The organism is Streptomyces sp. NPDC059866 (assembly GCF_042731325.1).
Lineage (GTDB): Bacteria > Actinomycetota > Actinomycetes > Streptomycetales > Streptomycetaceae > Streptomyces > Streptomyces flavusporus.
Genome location: NZ_JBHWJT010000020.1, coordinates 31156 through 42941, shown reverse-complemented (window position 1 = coordinate 42941; position 11786 = coordinate 31156). Strand labels below are relative to the sequence as shown.

Sequence of the window (11786 nt, the reverse complement as noted above, 5' to 3'; positions counted from 1 at the left end):
TTACTCGTCAGTACACCCAGTTCGTTCCCGCTAAGCAAGCGCTTTGAACTGTGACCTTCGCAACGCAGCGTAACCGGAACCGGACGGCTTCGCAGGGCGGTCGGACCGCGCTCAGTCACGCAGGGCATTGAAGCGCCCCTGGTGGTACAGAAGCGGGCGGCCCGCCCCGGCCGGATCACCGAGAACGACCTCCGCGAGCACGAGGTGATGGTCGCCGGCGGGCACGCGCGCGTGGACCCGGCCCACCAGCCAGGCCAGCACGTCGTCGAGCACGGGAACGCCTTCAGGGCCCTCGCGCCAGCCGGTGGGAGCGCCGAACCGGTCGGCGCCGCTCCGGGCGAAGGTGGCGGCCAACTCCTGCTGGTGCTCGCCGAGTATGTGGACCCCCACGTGCTCGGCCTCGGAGATCGCCGCCCAACTGGAGGAGCCCGTACCGATCCCGAAGGAGAGCATCGGCGGCTCCACGGAGACCGACGTGAGGGACGTGGCGGTGAAGCCGACCGGGCCGTCGTCGCCCCGCGCGGTGATCACCGCCACTCCGGCCGCGTGCCGACGGAAGACGGCACGGAGCAGGTCGGGGGAGGCGGTACGGGGGGCGGCTAGGCCGGGGATGGCCGTCATGAAGTTGACCTTCTGTCAGGGGCGAGGGAGCAGTCCGGGGCGGTTCAACAGCCCGGACAGCACGCGCTCGCGGTGCGGACGAGGTCGACATGGACCCGCCCGAAGAGAAGGAGTTCCGAAGGCATACGGCCAGGCTGACGATAGGTGGTGTACGCAGTCAAGTTCGTTCCGGCATGCGGAAACGGCCTCCTGAGCATCGGCACTCAGACCGCCTCCCCCAGTGCGGCGATCACATCGGCCTTGCGCGGCTGCCCCGTGGCCCGCCGCACGACACGGCCGTCGGCGTCCAGCACCAGCACGGTCGGCGTCTTGAGGATGTCGAGGGTGCGGACGAGGTTCAGGTGGGCCTCGGCATCGATCTCGACATGGGTGACGCCGGGGACCAGACCGGCCACCTCGTCGAGAATGCGCCGGGTCGCCCGGCAGGGTGCGCAGAAGGCGCTGGAGAACTGCACCAGCGTGGCCCGATCGCCGAGTTCCGCGCCCAGCTCGGCCGCACCGAGCCGCTTCCCCTCGTCACGCCCGCGCACGCACACTCTCCCGTTCCGCCACCGGTGCAGCACGCCGTGGACGCTCACCGCCGCGAGCACCGCAAGGCACACCACAAGCCCCGCCATCACCTGCACAAGCGTTCACGAGACCGCAAAGATTCCCACCTCCCGGAAGCGGGTCCGCTGCGGGATGCCGGCTTCATGGACATCGACGTGAGAGGGCCGCGGTTCGGCGCTCGGCGCCGCCTTCCTCAATGCCGCGTTCGGGTGCTGCCCGGGATGCGAGTTGTACCTGATGGCCCAACGAGTGGCGGTACGCGCAAAGTAAAAGACCGTTAAAAGCACGAGGTGGATCACCGGCCGACGTGACGAGGATCTCGTGTCGGCCGGGCACGAGGGCTGGCTCCCCGGCCGTTCTTGGGGCACGATCTGCGAGATGCCGTAAACCTACGGCTCCGTAGCTTTTCCGCCGGGAATCCCTTCCCAGGCAGAGCAGGAAGGGTCCACGCCGCCCATGGCAGAACTCGTCTACCGCCCCGTCGTCGGTCTCGCCCTCACGATGTTCAAGGCCTGGGACCTCAAGATCGACTGCAAGGGGTCGGAGAACATCCCGCGCTCGGGCGGCGCCGTGCTGGTGAGCAATCACATCAGCTATCTGGACTTCATCTTCAACGGCCTGGCCGCGCTCCCCCAGAAGCGCCTGGTGCGTTTCATGGCGAAGGAGTCCGTCTTCCGGCACAAGATCTCCGGCCCGCTGATGCGCGGCATGAAGCACATCCCGGTGGACCGCAAGCAGGGTGAGGCGGCCTACGCGCACGCCCTGGACTCACTGCGCTCCGGCGAGGTGGTCGGCGTGTTCCCCGAGGCCACGATCTCGCAGTCGTTCACCCTGAAGGGCTTCAAGTCCGGCGCCGCCCGACTGGCCCAGGAGGCGGGCGTCCCGCTCGTCCCGATGGCCGTGTGGGGCACGCAGCGGCTGTGGACCAAGGGCCACCCGCGCAACTTCCGGCGCAGCCACACGCCGATCACGATCCGGGTCGGCGAGGCGCTCGAGGCCTCGCGCGACAAGTACGCCGGCGCGATCACCCGGCAGCTGCGCGAGCGGGTCCAGGAACTGCTGGAGGCCGCCCAGCGTGCCTACCCGGTACGCCCCAAGGGCCCGGACGACACGTGGTGGCTGCCGGCCCATCTCGGCGGCACGGCGCCGACTCCGGAGGAGGTACGCGCGGCCGAGGCCCGCTGACCGTTCCTGGACCTCAGAGTGCGGTGGGGAGCGTCTTCCACAGGTACGGCCGGTCGGGGGCGGCCCGCAGGGCGCCGAGGACAACCGGGTGCGGTTTCGCGTACAGCACCGGATAGTCCGACTCGCCGGACTTCGCATCGGGCGTGAAGGCCAGGCGCTCCCCGCCGAGGGAGAACCGGGCGTCCACGCCCGCCTTGTTGCCGCGCGGGTCCTGCCGGTGCCAGGCGCCGTTGAACCGTACGGCGACAAGCCCGTGCACGACATGCCCGTCGCCGTCGTCGTGCGCCAGCCGCTGGTAGCAGAGCGCCGTCGGGATGTCCTCGGCCCGCAGCAGCGCCGCCAGCGCGTGGGCCTTGGCGTAGCAGATGCCCGTCCCCTGCTCCAGCACGTCGGACGCGCGCCAGGTGACGCGGGGATCACCGGAGTCCTGCGAGTGCGGAATGGTGTCACGCACGAACTCGAACGCCATGCGCGCATAGTCATACGAGTCCGATGCTGCCGCCGCGAGCCGGGCCGCCGTGTCCCTCACCCGCGGACGGTCATGGTCGATGGCCTCGTCGGCTGCCAAGTAGGCGGACAGGTCCGGGGTTTCCTGGATCAGCTCCATGCCCGCAGAGCATAGAAATGCGGCCACCCAAGCGTCAATGACTTTTCGGGTTGCCGCATATCTATACGGAGGCGCATGCCCACGCAAGGAGGCGCTATCGAGCCATCTCCTCCTTGAGCGCCGCCACGAACGCGTCCACGTCCTCCTCCGTCGTGTCGAAGGCGCACATCCAGCGGACGTCGCCGGCTGCCTCGTCCCAGAAGTAGAAGCGGAACCGCTTCTGCAGGCGCTCGCTCACGTCGTGCGGCAGGCGGGCGAAGACCGCGTTGGCCTGCACCGGGTAGAGGATCTCGACACCGTGCACGGCGCGGACTCCCTCGGCGAGGCGCTGGGCCATCTCGTTGGAGTGGCGGGCGTTGCGCAGCCACAGGTCCTTGGCGAGCAGCGCCTCCAACTGCACCGACACGAAGCGCATCTTGGAGGCGAGCTGCATGGACAGCTTGCGCAGGTGCTTCATGTGGCTGACGGCGTCCTGGTCGATGACGACGACCGCCTCGCCGAACAGGGCGCCGTTCTTGGTCCCGCCGAGGGAGAGGATGTCCACGCCGACCGCGTTGGTGAACGTGCGCATCGGCACGTTCAGGGAGGCGGCCGCGTTGGCGATCCGGGAGCCGTCGAGGTGGACCTTCATGCCGTGCGCGTGGGCGTGCTCGCAGATGGCGCGGATCTCGTCGGGCGTGTAAAGGGTGCCGAGTTCGGTGCTCTGGGTGATCGAGACGACCTGCGGCATCGCGCGGTGCTCGTCCTCCCAGCCGTACGCCTGCCGGTCGATCAGCTCGGGGGTGAGCTTGCCGTCGGGTGTGGGGACGGTGAGCAGCTTCAGGCCGCCCATCCGCTCGGGCGCGCCACCCTCGTCGACGTTGATGTGCGCGCTCTCCGCGCAGATCACCGCACCCCAGCGGTCGGTGACCGCCTGGAGTGCGACGACGTTGGCGCCGGTGCCGTTGAAGACCGGGAAGGCCTCCGCCGTGGCCCCGAAGTGGCTGCGGACGATCCGCTGGAGGTTCTCGGTGTACGCGTCCTCGCCGTACGCGACCTGGTGGCCGCCGTTGGCCAGGGCCAGGGCGGCGAGCACCTCGGGGTGGGCCCCGGCGTAGTTGTCACTGGCGAAACCGCGGACCTCCGGGTCGTGATGGCGACACGCGTCGGTCTTCGGGGGGTTCACGGCTTCTCGGTCAGCCACAGACGGTTTCCGTTCACTTCTGCGGCGGGCTTGTCCCAGACGCCGACGATGGCCTCCGCCAGGTCCTTGACGTCGGTGAAGCCCGCGAACTTCGCGTTGGGTCGCTCGGCGCGCATCGCGTCGTGCACCAGCGCCTTCACCACCAGGATGACAGCCGCGGACGTCGGCCCCTCCGGCCCCCCCGCCTTGCGGAAGTAGTCGGCCAGGGCCAGCGTCCACGCCTCGGCGGCGGCCTTGGCGCCGGCGTAGGCGGCGTTGCCGGCGGAGGGCTTGGTGGCTCCCGCGGCGCTGATCAGGACGTACCGGCCGCGGTCGCTGCGCTGCAGCGCCTCGTGGAAGGCGAGGGAGGTGTGCGCCACGGTGCGGACCAGCAGCAGCTCGAGGAAGTCCCAGTCGTCGAGGCTGGTCTTGGTGAACGTCTCGCTGCCGCGCCAGCCGCCGACGAGGTGGACCAGGCCGTCGACACGACCGAAGTCCTTCTCGATGCGGTTGGCCCAGTCCTGGGAGGCCTGCCGGTCGAGCAGGTCCACCGTGTCGCCGACGACGGTGGCGCCGCCGTGCGCGTAGCTGGCCGCGTCCACGGCTTCCGCCAGCCGCTCCGGGTCGTTGTCCGCGCCGACGACGGTCGCCCCCGCCTCGGCCAGCCTGAGCAGCGCCGCCCGCCCGGCGGGTCCACCCGCGCCGGCCACCGCGACCACCGCACCGCTGAGAGCGCCGTTCCCCATGATCCTCGCCTCCTGAGCAGTGTTCTGGACGAGATCGCTCACGCGGCGACCCGCTCGGTGCTGTCCGCAGTGATGCCCCTGGTCGACGCAATCACGTTCTTCAGCTTCTTGGACAGCGCCTCATAGAACATGCTCAGCGGAAACTCGTCCGGAAGCACATCATCGACGAGCTTGCGCGGCGGCTGGGTCAGGTCCAGGGCGTCGGGGCCCTTGGCCCACTTGGAGCCCGGGTGCGGGGCGAGATAGGTCGAGACCAGCTCGTACCCGGCGAACCAGTGCACGAGCTTCGGGCGGTCGATGCCGTCCCGGTACAGCTGCTCGATCTCGGCGCACAGCTGGTTGGTGACCTGCGGGGCGCGCTGCCAGTCGATGGACAGCTTGTTGTCGGTCCAGCGGACGACGTCGTGCTTGTGCAGGTAGGCGAAGAGGAGCTGGCCGCCGAGGCCGTCGTAGTTGCGCACGCGCTCGCCGGTGACCGGGAAGCGGAACATGCGGTCGAAGAGCACCGCGTACTGCACGTCACGGGCCTGCGGGACGCCCTCGGTCTGAAGCTTCACGGCCTCCTTGAAGGCGGTGAGGTCGCAGCGCAGCTCCTCCAGGCCGTACATCCAGAACGGCTGGCGCTGCTTGATCATGAACGGGTCGAAGGGCAGGTCGCCGTGGCTGTGGGTGCGGTCGTGGACCATGTCCCACAGCACGAAGGCCTCTTCGCTGCGCTTCTGGTCGTGAACCATCGCGGCGATGTCCTCGGGCAGTTCCAGGCCGAGGGTGTCGACGGCGGCCGCGGTGACGCGGCGGAAGCGGGCGGCCTCGCGGTCGCAGAAGATGCCGCCCCAGGTGAAGCGCTCGGGGGCCTCGCGCACGGCGATGGTCTCGGGGAAGAGGACGGCGGAGTTGGTGTCGTAGCCCGCCGTGAAGTCCTCGAACTTGATGCCGCAGAACAGCGGGTTGTCGTAGCGGGTGCGCTCCAGTTCGGCCAGCCAGTCCGGCCAGACCATGCGCAGCACGACCGCCTCGAAGTTGCGGTCGGGGTTGCCGTTCTGGGTGTACATCGGGAAGACGACCAGGTGCTGCAGGCCGTCCCGGCGGTTCGCCGCGGGCTGGAAGGCGAGCAGCGAGTCGAGGAAGTCGGGCACCTTGAAGCCGTCGTCGGCCCAGCGGCGCAGGTCCTTCACCAGCGCCGCGTGGTAGGCGGCGTCGTGCGGGAGCAGCGGGGACAGTTCCTCGACGGCGTCGGCGATCCGGCGCACGGCGAGCTCGGCGTCCGCGGGGGCCGGGGCGCCCTCGGCGTCGAAGTCGATCGATCCGTCCTTGGACTGCCATGGCCGGATCTGCTCCACGGCATCCTTGAGCACGGGCCACGCCGGATGCTCCACCACCCTGGCCACGGGAGGAACCTGCTCCTCCGCACCCGCCTGCACAAGAATTTCCGTCATGTCCCATCCTCCACTGGAGAACCTTGCGTAAGCACACCGTATGCATAGGCGGTTTCTCCCAGCAAGGGGAGCTGCGGGAAATTATCCTGTGCATCCCCATCGTTACCGAACTTTTTCCTGTCGGCCACCGGAGCGCCGCCGCCGCCGGGGAACGCCGGCCGAGAGGGCACCACGTCCGCCCCGCCGTCGTTCCGATACCGACGTGTAGGCAGGGGTTCATCGACGGGACAGGCCACTAGGCTGCGGCCCTGTCGCGCCCAGGGCCGTCCCGGTCCGCGCGATCCCTGCCGCCGCCGTCAAAGGAAGCGAGTCGGACCTTGAACTTCCTCACCATCGGTCACCGCGGAGTCATGGGTGTCGCACCCGAGAACACCCTGCGTTCCTTCGTCGCCGCCGAACAGGCCGGCCTCGACGTCATCGAACTCGATCTGCACCTCAGCAAGGACGGCGCCCTCGTCGTGCTGCACGACACCGAGGTGGACCGTACGACCGACGGCACCGGTCCGGTCGCCGAGAAGACCCTCGCCGAGCTGCGGGCCCTGGACGCCGGACAGGGCGAACGGATCCCGGTGTTCAAGGAGGTCCTGGACGCGGTCGACGCGCCGCTGCAGGCCGAGATCAAGGACGTGGCCGCCGCGCGGGCGCTGGCGGAGGTCATGCGCGAACGGGACCTGGTGGAGCGGATCGAGGTGTCCTCGTTCCACGACGAGGCCATCGCCGAGATCGCCCGGCTGCTGCCCGGGGTGCGGACCGCGCTGATCGGCAGCCGGTACGGCACCGACATCGTGGAGCGCGCCGTCGAGGCCGGGGCGGCGACCGTCTGCCTGAACATCCGCCGGCTCACCCTGGAGGTCGTGGAGCACGCGCGCGAGGCCGGCCTGCGGATCATCGGCTGGGTGGTGAACACGCAGGAACACCTGCGCCTCGTCCGCGCGCTGGAGCTGGACGGAGCGACGACCGACTACCCGGAGATCAAACGCACCGGCCGGTTCACGGCCTGAGACACCGCGGCGTACGGCTCAGGCGAGTTCCTTGACCAGCAGCTCGAACTGCAGGTCGTCGCGCTGCGGGATGCCGAACCGCTCGTCGCCGTACGGGAACGGCGTCATCTTTCCGGTACGGCGGTAACCGCGCCGCTCGTACCAGGCGATGAGGTCCTCGCGTACGGAGATCACGGTCATGTGCATCTGCGTCACGCCCCAGGTCGCGCGGGCCTGCCGCTCCGCCTCGGCGATGATCACCTTGCCGAGGCCGGCGCCCTGGAGCCGCGGGCTGACCGCGAACATCCCGAAGTAGGCATGGTCACCGCGGTGCTCGAGCTGGCAGCAGGCGACGACCGCCCCGTCCCGCTCCACCGTCAGCAGCCTGCTGTCGGGCGACTTGATCACGGCCCGGACGCCTTCGGGGTCGGTCCGCTGTCCCTGAAGGATGTCCGCCTCGGTGGTCCATCCGGCCCGGCTGGAGTCGCCCCGGTACGCCGACTCGATCAGCGCGACCAGCGCCTCGACGTCGGCGTCGGTGGCGTCGCGGAAGATCAGTCCGGTGGCAGCGGTGGCGGCGGTGTCCATGGGAGCGTCTCTCCGGTTTCTCGGGCGTGGCTCGGGCACGGACGAGAGTAGCCCTCCCACTAGGCTCCGGGTGCATGGTGCACGTACTCAGCAGCCGGACCCTGCTCCGCCCCACCGACGCCGAGCGGTCCCGAGTCTTCTACGGCGAACAGCTGGGCCTCGCCGTCTACCGCGAGTTCGGTACGGGGCCGGACCGCGGCACCGTCTACTTCCTCGGCGGCGGCTTCCTGGAGATCTCGGGCCGGTCCGAGACCCCGCCGTCCCCGGCCGTACGGCTCTGGCTCCAGGTCGACGACGTGACCGCGGCCGAGGAGGAGCTGCGGGCCAAGGGCGTCGACATCGTGCGGCCGCCGCTGCGCGAGCCGTGGGGGCTGATCGAGATGTGGATCGCGGATCCGGACGGCACGCCGATCGTGCTGGTGGAGGTGCCCGCGGACCATCCGATCCGGTACCGGCCCGGGACCTGATCCCCGGTGAGCGTGCGCCGGGCGCGGCGCCCGGCGCGAGGGAGTCCCGGATGGCCGCTGTCAGTGGGCGGCGCTAGCGTGCTGGTGTGGGTTCGCGCTGCGGAAGGGACGTCGGATGAGGCTCGACAAGCCGGTGGTCGGCGGGCCCTGCTGGGCCGAGTTGGGGACCAGCGATCTGGAGTCCGCCAAGCGGTTCTACGGCGAGCTGTTCGGCTGGCGGGCCGAGACGGATCCACGTCAGGAGGCCGGCGGCTACACGGTCGCGTATCTGGGCGACGCACCGGTCGCCGCGCTGTCGCCGCTGTACCAGGAGGGACAGCCGGTCGCCTGGACCGTGTCGTTCTCGGTCCGGGACGCGGACGAGAGCGCACGGGAGATCACGGCGGCCGGCGGGACGGTGCTGTTGGGGCCGATGGACGTGTTCGACATGGGCCGTTTCGCGGTGGCCGCCGACTCGTCCGGCGCCGCCTTCACCCTGTGGCAGCCCCGCGCCTTCGAGGGCGCCGGGCTGTTCAACGCGCCGGGCTCGCTCGGCTGGGTGGAGCTGATGACCCGGGAGCCCGCGCGGGCGCGGGACTTCTACACCACCGTCTTCGGCTGGACCGTCAACGCCTCGGAGCACTACACCCAGTGGGGCATCGCCGGGGTGGACTTCGGCGGCATGATGACCATGGACGACAAGTTCCCGCACGAGGTGCCGCCGCACTGGCTGCCGTACTTCGCCGTGGCCGACGTGGACGACACCACCGCCGCGGCGACCGGGGCGGGCGGCACGGCCCTCATGGAGCCCACCTCCGTGCCGGACGGACCGCGCATCGCGGTGCTGCGCGATCCACAGGGTGCCGTCTTCGGCGTGTATCTCGCAGGCCACGAGGGCTGAACCGGGGCGTTTGCACCGGAGTGTGCTCGAGCTCCTGGCGTCGTGAGCACGATCCGCCCGAGGGGCCCGAAGGGGAGAGCACCGTGCGTTGCACTGCGCATGAGCGAGCCGAGTCTCGGCGCCCTGCTGAAGGGCGGCGCGACCAGTTCGTGCCGGCCGGCAAGTACACCTGCGGTATCCGCGACGGTGACGTCAATGCCGCGGGCAACCACCGCAAGAGCCTCGTGCAGTCGGTCGGGGCCGGTCTGGAGCGGCTGCGCACCGACCGGCTCGACGTGCTCTGAGCGCACCGTCGTGAACGCCGGGTGGCCGCTCAGACCCGCAGTGCCCCGAGCCGCCCCTCCAGCTGCTCGAGCAACTCACCCAGCAGCGCGGCGAGTTCGCCCTGCGCCGGGGTGCCCATGCCGGACAGAACAGCGGTCTCGTAGGCGAGCTGCTCGGGCAGGATCGCGTCGACCAGGTCGCGTCCGGCGTCCGTGAGGCGAAGGTGGGCGACGCGGCGGTCACGGGCGTCACCGCGTCGCTCCACGAAGCCACGTTCGGTGAGGTGCTTGAGGCGTTTGGTGACGGCGGCACCGGAGGAGAAGGTCTCCCGGGCCAGTTCGCCCGGCGTCAGCTCGTGACCGGTGCGGCGCAACGCGCCGAGCAGGTCGAACTCGGGCCGGCTGAGCCCGGCCCGGCGCAACGGTGCGTCCTCGGCCTGCTGGAGCAGGGCCGCACAGCGGTTGACCCGGCCGATGATCTCCATGGGGCCGGTGTCGAGGTCGGGACGCACGGACTGCCACTGCCGGACGACCGCGGCGACCGTGTCGCCCCGCGCAGCACCGGCGTCGCGCCCCGTCGCGCCGGTCGTCTCGTGCCCGGTCGTCCGCCGCCGGTTCGTCCCCGTCATGGCCGTGCGTCCTCCGTCGTCATACCCGTGTCCCGGTCCAGGTCCGGGCCTTGGCGCCGTACCGTCGCCGCGAGCGTACGGTGTCCCGACTGCTCGACGAGCACGACCCGCTCCTGGGGCAGGGCCCGCTGCCACCACTCGCCGGACGCGGCATCCGCGGTGGCGCGCAGGTCGGCCAGGGCGGCGGCGAGGCTTCGGCGGGCGGCCTGAAGAGCACCGGCGTCCGGGTGCGGCTCGGCCAGCAGGCGGGCGGTGCGCTCCCGGGCGCGCTCGGCGACGGCCACGGCACGTTCGAGGCGGTCGCCCGCACGCCGGTTGGTGACGGCGACGGCGGCCACGAGGCCGACCAGCGCGCCGACGAGGGTGTCGACGACCCGCTCGACGATCAGCGTTCCGGGGTCCTGGAACCCGGTGAACTCGGTGATGAGCAGCGCCATCGGGGTCACGCAGACACTGCCGAGCCAGTAGTTGCGGCCGATCAGCGCCTCCGCCCCGAAGTTGAAGGCGAGACAGCACAGCACGAGGGCCGCGGGGCCGAGGTGGGCGAGCGGGGCGACGGCGGCGAAGAGGAGGGCCCCCGCGAGGTTGCCGACGACGCGCTGCACGCCCCGGCTCCAGGTGAGCGTGAGGTTGGCCTGGTAGAGGGCGGCGGCGGTGACCAGGGCCCAGTACGGGCGGCCGATACCGAGGGCGAGGGAGGCGTATCCGGCGAGGGCGCAGCCGAGGGCGGTACGCAGGGCGATCGGGGCGAGGGGCGCGAGGGCGCGCCGCAGCGGCTGCTTCGGGGCAGCGAGGTCGATGTCCACGCCGAGCAGTTCGTCGGCGTCCACGTCACCCGGGTGCGGCACGGACCGGGTGCCGCGCAGTTCACGGGCCCAGGCACGCAGGCATGCCGGATCCGTGTCGGCGGGCGCTGCCAGGGCTGCCTCGGCGCGGACGACGAGACGCTGCAGGGCACGCCGGGTCGTGGAGCGGGCGCGGACGGACAGCAGCGACTGCCAGGCGGCCTGCACGGCGGCGGCCGCGACGGCCCGGGCGTGCGCGTCTCCGGTGCCGCGGGTGTCGGCGTACGCGGCGGCGGCGTTCAGGGCGTGTGCGGTGGCGCGGCGCTCCGGGCCGTACGGGCGGACCAGGGCCGGCGCCATGCAGACGAGCCAGGACCAGACGCCCGCCACGACGCCCAGCGCCAGGTGGCCGGGGATCTGGGCCAGGGTCTGCGGGGCGAACAGCGCGGCGGAGCTGACGAAGGTGAGGATGACGTTGCCCGGCGGTCCGATGCGCGTCGCGTCGCACAGCACCTTCTGTACGGCAGCCAGCAGGGCGCCGACGGTGACCAGCACGGCGGCGTTCGTGGTGAGCGAGGCCGTGACCAGGGCGACGGCGAGCCCGCCGAGCATGCCCAGCACCACCCACGCCAGCGCCCTGGCCCGGGCGGCGTAGGGACGGTTGTGGGCGTACAGGGCGCACAGGGATCCGGCCATCGTGTAGACGGCCAGGTCGAGGCGGCCGAGCGCCAGGAGGGTCAGGTTGGGCGGGGCGACCGCGGCGACCACGCTCAGCGCGGGCTTGAACCAGATGTCGGAGGGACGGCCGAGGCGCAGCACACCGGTGAGCGGGAGCCGGCGTAGGCGCTGGGTTGTGGGGGCGGGGGTCGCACTGCTCATATCAAACAG

Annotated in this window: 14 protein-coding genes and 2 pseudogenes; 6 read left to right on the top strand and 10 right to left on the bottom strand. The window is 71.0% G+C overall.

Annotated features, from left to right (window positions below; all coding sequences use genetic code 11):
• Positions 1 to 111: 111 nt before the first annotated feature.
• From ACFV7R_RS29020 to ACFV7R_RS29010, 3 genes are all read right to left on the bottom strand, one after another.
• Positions 112 to 621 carry a flavin reductase family protein gene (locus ACFV7R_RS29020; protein WP_129796476.1) on the bottom strand — a complete coding sequence of 170 codons (510 nt, stop codon included), beginning with the start codon at positions 619 to 621 and terminating at the stop codon, positions 112 to 114.
• A gap of 44 nt (positions 622 to 665) precedes the next feature.
• Positions 666 to 746: a putative leader peptide gene (locus ACFV7R_RS29015; protein ID WP_385268872.1), complete on the bottom strand. Its 81-nt coding sequence runs from the start codon at positions 744 to 746 to the stop codon at positions 666 to 668.
• A 78-nt stretch (positions 747 to 824) separates the two neighbouring features.
• Positions 825 to 1238 (bottom strand): TlpA family protein disulfide reductase, encoded by a 414-nt coding sequence (locus ACFV7R_RS29010; protein ID WP_385268870.1) that lies wholly within the window; start codon positions 1236 to 1238, stop codon positions 825 to 827.
• A gap of 115 nt (positions 1239 to 1353) precedes the next feature.
• Between ACFV7R_RS29010 and ACFV7R_RS29005 the strand changes: the two are divergent.
• A pseudogene (locus ACFV7R_RS29005) lies at positions 1354 to 1440 on the top strand (DUF4395 domain-containing protein); the annotation flags it as partial.
• Positions 1441 to 1626: 186 nt separating this feature from the next.
• Complete coding sequence (locus ACFV7R_RS29000) at positions 1627 to 2355, top strand: lysophospholipid acyltransferase family protein (protein ID WP_129796480.1); 729 nt, start codon at positions 1627 to 1629, stop codon at positions 2353 to 2355.
• Between the two features lie 13 nt (positions 2356 to 2368).
• Here ACFV7R_RS29000 and ACFV7R_RS28995 read toward each other — a convergent pair whose 3' ends face one another.
• From ACFV7R_RS28995 to ACFV7R_RS28980, 4 genes are all read right to left on the bottom strand, one after another.
• Positions 2369 to 2962, bottom strand: a complete 594-nt coding sequence (locus tag ACFV7R_RS28995) for a transglutaminase domain-containing protein (RefSeq protein WP_385268626.1) — start codon at positions 2960 to 2962, stop codon at positions 2369 to 2371.
• A 94-nt stretch (positions 2963 to 3056) separates the two neighbouring features.
• Complete coding sequence (locus ACFV7R_RS28990) at positions 3057 to 4127, bottom strand: threonine aldolase family protein (RefSeq protein ID WP_385268624.1); 1071 nt, start codon at positions 4125 to 4127, stop codon at positions 3057 to 3059.
• A complete protein-coding gene (locus tag ACFV7R_RS28985) occupies positions 4124 to 4870 on the bottom strand; it encodes an SDR family NAD(P)-dependent oxidoreductase (protein ID WP_385268622.1) in 747 nt (248 codons plus the stop codon). The genes ACFV7R_RS28990 and ACFV7R_RS28985 overlap by 4 nt, the downstream gene beginning before the upstream one ends.
• A 38-nt stretch (positions 4871 to 4908) precedes the next feature.
• On the bottom strand, positions 4909 to 6306 hold the full coding sequence (locus ACFV7R_RS28980) for a DUF6421 family protein (protein ID WP_385268620.1): 1398 nt from the start codon (positions 6304 to 6306) through the stop codon (positions 4909 to 4911).
• Between the two features lie 317 nt (positions 6307 to 6623).
• Here ACFV7R_RS28980 and ACFV7R_RS28975 point away from each other — a divergent pair, with 317 nt between their 5' ends.
• Entirely contained in the window at positions 6624 to 7307 is a 684-nt protein-coding gene (locus ACFV7R_RS28975) for a glycerophosphodiester phosphodiesterase (protein ID WP_385268618.1), read from the top strand.
• 18 nt (positions 7308 to 7325) lie between these two features.
• On the opposite strand, the gene ACFV7R_RS28970 is transcribed toward ACFV7R_RS28975, so the two are convergent.
• A complete protein-coding gene (locus tag ACFV7R_RS28970; protein WP_385268616.1) occupies positions 7326 to 7874 on the bottom strand; it encodes a GNAT family N-acetyltransferase in 549 nt (182 codons plus the stop codon).
• Positions 7875 to 7948: 74 nt separating this feature from the next.
• On the opposite strand from ACFV7R_RS28970, the gene ACFV7R_RS28965 reads away from it, so the two are divergent.
• From ACFV7R_RS28965 to ACFV7R_RS28955, 3 genes and pseudogenes are all read left to right on the top strand, one after another.
• On the top strand, positions 7949 to 8341 hold the full coding sequence (locus tag ACFV7R_RS28965) for a VOC family protein (RefSeq protein ID WP_385268614.1): 393 nt from the start codon (positions 7949 to 7951) through the stop codon (positions 8339 to 8341).
• Between the two features lie 115 nt (positions 8342 to 8456).
• Positions 8457 to 9221: a VOC family protein gene (locus ACFV7R_RS28960; protein WP_385268612.1), complete on the top strand. Its 765-nt coding sequence runs from the start codon at positions 8457 to 8459 to the stop codon at positions 9219 to 9221.
• 128 nt (positions 9222 to 9349) lie between these two features.
• Positions 9350 to 9502: pseudogene (locus tag ACFV7R_RS28955) on the top strand (aldo/keto reductase); the annotation flags it as partial.
• Between the two features lie 32 nt (positions 9503 to 9534).
• Here ACFV7R_RS28955 and ACFV7R_RS28950 read toward each other — a convergent pair.
• Both ACFV7R_RS28950 and ACFV7R_RS28945 read right to left on the bottom strand, forming a co-directional pair.
• Positions 9535 to 10113: a MarR family winged helix-turn-helix transcriptional regulator gene (locus ACFV7R_RS28950; protein WP_385268610.1), complete on the bottom strand. Its 579-nt coding sequence runs from the start codon at positions 10111 to 10113 to the stop codon at positions 9535 to 9537.
• A complete protein-coding gene (locus ACFV7R_RS28945) occupies positions 10110 to 11777 on the bottom strand; it encodes an FUSC family protein (protein WP_385268609.1) in 1668 nt (555 codons plus the stop codon). Before ACFV7R_RS28945 ends, ACFV7R_RS28950 begins: the two co-directional genes overlap by 4 nt.
• Between the last annotated feature and the right edge of the window lie 9 nt (positions 11778 to 11786).